Origin of the sequence: Aquabacterium sp. (assembly GCF_004297345.1) — a bacterium.
Taxonomy (GTDB): Bacteria; Pseudomonadota; Gammaproteobacteria; order Burkholderiales; family Burkholderiaceae_C; genus Aquabacterium.
Genome location: NZ_SCTN01000034.1, coordinates 1 through 3,382, shown reverse-complemented (window position 1 = coordinate 3,382; position 3,382 = coordinate 1). Strand labels below are relative to the sequence as shown.

Below are 3,382 nucleotides of genomic sequence, written 5' to 3'. Positions count from 1 at the left end.
CCGCGCTGATGTCGACGTGGCGCCCGATGTTGGCTACGGCGCGCTGGCTGTGCAGACGCAGGACCCGCTCAACACGATCGCTTCGGTCAAGCGCCTGATGGGCCGTTCGATGGCCGACGTGCTCAAAGCAGGCTCGCCACCTTACAAGCTGGTCGATGGCCCTGGCATGGTCTCGATCGACACGGTCTCGGGCATCAAGAGCCCCGTGGAGGTGTCGGCCGATATCCTGCGTGCCTTGAGGGCCCGCGCCGAAGCTTCTATGGGTGGCGACCTCACAGGGGTGGTCATCACGGTACCGGCCTACTTCGACGACGCCCAACGTCAAGCCACCAAGGATGCCGCCCGATTGGCCGGCCTGCATGTGCTGCGGCTGCTCAACGAGCCCACGGCCGCAGCCATTGCCTATGGGCTGGACAAGGGCGCCGAAGGCACCTTTGCGGTGTACGACCTGGGCGGCGGCACCTTCGACATCTCCATCCTGCGTCTGTCTCGCGGTGTGTTCGAAGTGCTGTCGACTGGCGGTGACTCGGCCCTGGGTGGCGACGACTTCGACCGTGCCCTCGCCCTCTGGCTGGCCGATCAACAGCAGATGACCTGGTCTGATCTGAGCCCAGGCGAGCAGCAGCATCTGTTGACGTCCGCCCGTGCCGGCAAGGAAGCGCTGTCCAGCTTTGATGCCGTTGAGGTGGCAAGTGTGACAGTGACGCGCGAGGTGTTTGCGCAATGCACGCAGTCGCTTGTGCAAAAGACGCTGTCCGCCACGCGACGTGCACTGAAGGATGCCTCGCTCGATATCAGCGAGATCGATGGCGTCGTGATGGTGGGCGGCTCGACCCGCATGCCCGTTGTGCGCGAAGCGGTTCACGCGTATTTCGACAAGCCGCCGCTCACCGATCTGAACCCCGACGAAGTCGTGGCCCTCGGTGCAGCCATGCAGGCCGATGTATTGGTCGGCAACGCAGGGGCCGATGGTGAATGGCTGCTGCTGGATGTCTGCCCGCTGTCCCTGGGCATCGAAACCATGGGCGGCCTGGTCGAAAAGATCATCCCGCGCAACTCCACACTGCCCACTTCACGCGCGCAGGACTTCACCACCTTCAAGGATGGGCAAACCGCCATGTCCTTCCATGTGGTGCAGGGCGAGCGCGAGGGCGTGGCCGACTGTCGCTCGCTGGCCCGCTTCGATCTGCGCGGCATCCCGCCCATGGTGGCTGGCGCTGCGCGCATCCGCGTGACCTTCCAGATCGATGCCGACGGGCTCTTGTCGGTGTCGGCCTCCGAGCAGACCACGGGCGCGCAGGCCCACATCCAGGTCAAGCCCAGCTATGGCCTGAGCGATGAGCAGATCGCGCAGATGCTGGTGGACAGCGTGGGCCGCGCCCAGGCCGACATGCAACTGCGCATGCTGCGCGAGGCCCAGATCGATGCGCGCCGCCTGCTCGATGCCACCGAGGCAGCACTCGCAGAAGATGGCCAGGAATTGCTCTCGCCCGTAGAGCGCCAACACATCCACGATGCCATGAACCTGGTGGCCGACAAGCTGGAAACCCAGGCAGATACGGAGTCGGTCAAGGCGGCCTGCCAGGCTCTCAATGCGGTCACCACCAGCTTTGCTGCTCGCCGGATGGACGCCAGCATCCGCAAGGCCTTGTCCGGCCGTGTGCTCGAATCGATTGCCTGAACTCAGCCTCGTATTGCCATGCCACAGGTCACCATCATCCCCCATACCGAGTTGTGCCCTGAGGGCAAGCAGTTCAACGTGAAGAAAGGCGCCTCATTGTGCGAGGCCATGCTCAAGCACGATGTGGCGATCGAGCACGCGTGCGACATGGTGGCCGCCTGCGCCACCTGCCATGTGTTGATCCGTGCGGGGGCCAACACCCTGGACGAGCGCGATGACGACGAGAACGACCAGCTCGACAACGCCTGGGGGCTGGAGCCGGCATCCCGCCTGGCTTGCTGTGTGCGACTCAAAGACGGTGATATCACGGTCGAGCTGCCCAAGTTCAGCCGCAACCATGCCCGCGAACGCTGAACACGCCACTTCACGCAAAGGAACGCACCTTGGCTTCAGATACCTTGTTTCAGGCCAACCGTGTGCTGTTGGTGCACTTCGACAGCTACAGCACGGCACTGGTTTTTGCCAAGTGGCCCACGGCATCGTTGTTGTTTGATGCGCCTTTGCCGGCCGGCGCCACCATGGGCTCGGCGCCTGAGCAGATCCCGTCAAACCAGGATGGCGAGGCGGTCAAGGCTGCCACAGTAGCCCGCCTCGGTCTGAATCCCCAAGAGGTGATGAGGGCCAGCGATTTCGACTTCTGGGTATCGAGCGATTCAGGGCCGGTTCGCATTCATCTGCTGCGCTTCACCACATTCGATGCGCCCAAGGCAGCCTTGGCCATGCATGAGGCGGTCTTCAAGCCGATCAGCGAACTGAGGGGCAGTGACAAGCTGGAGCTCGTGCTGGCGCGCGAGGTTTTCAACCTCATCATCGGTTCTGGCGGCGCCCGAACTTGAAGACGAGGCGTGCCGCTCAAGCGTCAGGCCGCAGGCTTGGGGCGATGAAGCGCGCAGAGCTTGTTGCCGTCCGGATCACGCACATAGGCCAGGTACATCGGGCCCAGGCTGCCTTGGCGCAAACCTGGAGGATTTTCGATGGAGACGCCGCCATGCGCCAACGCGGTGTCATGGAAGGCGTTCACTTGCTCTGGGGAATCGCACTTGAAGCCGATCGTGCCACCGTTGGCAGGGCAGGCTGGCTCGCCGTTGATGGGTTCCACCACACAGAAGGTCTGGCCATCGTGTCGATAAAAGAGCCTGGTGTGCCCGGTGGCATTCTGGTTGCGAAGGGGTTCCCCTGCGCCGATCACGCCGAGTACGGCGTCGTAAAAGCGCTTGGCGCGTTCAATGTCATTAGAACCGACCATGATGTGACTGAACATATTTTTCCTTCTGTGTTGTCCAAGGGATTGCACTGCCAAAACAAGGAAGGGATGAGACCTTATTGGCTGTCTTCTGAAAATCTGGCACCAGCCTCATCCAGCAGATGCTTGAGGATGGTGCGATGACATCGGGCTTCGTTCTCGCAATAGCAGCCCATGGAAAAGTTCGCGTTCGCAGACAGCGCAGCCAATAGCTCAATCGTTCGACTGGGTTCGGGCTCCTTCATCTCGCGCCTGAAGGCTTTCTCGAACGCATGCCATTGCGCCTCGGTTTCAACGGCCTGGCCCAGTTTCATGGTTTCAACGCTGGGTGCGAGATTGGGATACCAGACGTCGTACCAGTTGCCAGAAGCGAACTCGCTCTTGGGTACACCGCGAGGGGGTCTGCGAACCGTACCAATGCGCGTGCCCTCATCGGGCGAGCGACTGGAGCCTAGCTT

General features: G+C 62.2%; 5 protein-coding genes. 3 read left to right on the top strand and 2 right to left on the bottom strand.

Features of this window, described 5'->3' with window-relative positions:
* The 3 genes from hscA to EPO09_RS00965 all read left to right on the top strand — a co-directional run.
* Positions 1-1,681, top strand: a 1,681-nt coding sequence (gene hscA / locus EPO09_RS00975; protein ID WP_290639284.1) for a Fe-S protein assembly chaperone HscA, incomplete at its 5' end; no start/stop codon positions are given.
* An 18-nt stretch (positions 1,682-1,699) separates the two neighbouring features.
* Complete coding sequence (fdx, locus tag EPO09_RS00970; RefSeq protein ID WP_290639282.1) at positions 1,700-2,035, top strand: ISC system 2Fe-2S type ferredoxin; 336 nt, start codon at positions 1,700-1,702, stop codon at positions 2,033-2,035.
* Between the two features lie 29 nt (positions 2,036-2,064).
* A complete protein-coding gene (locus tag EPO09_RS00965) occupies positions 2,065-2,517 on the top strand; it encodes a hypothetical protein (protein ID WP_290639280.1) in 453 nt (150 codons plus the stop codon).
* A 23-nt stretch (positions 2,518-2,540) separates the two neighbouring features.
* Here EPO09_RS00965 and EPO09_RS00960 read toward each other — a convergent pair whose 3' ends face one another.
* Both EPO09_RS00960 and EPO09_RS00955 read right to left on the bottom strand, forming a co-directional pair.
* Entirely contained in the window at positions 2,541-2,942 is a 402-nt protein-coding gene (locus EPO09_RS00960; RefSeq protein ID WP_290639278.1) for a VOC family protein, read from the bottom strand.
* Positions 2,943-3,001: 59 nt separating this feature from the next.
* A partial coding sequence (locus tag EPO09_RS00955) for a DUF488 domain-containing protein (RefSeq protein WP_290639277.1) occupies positions 3,002-3,382 on the bottom strand: 381 nt, incomplete at its 5' end.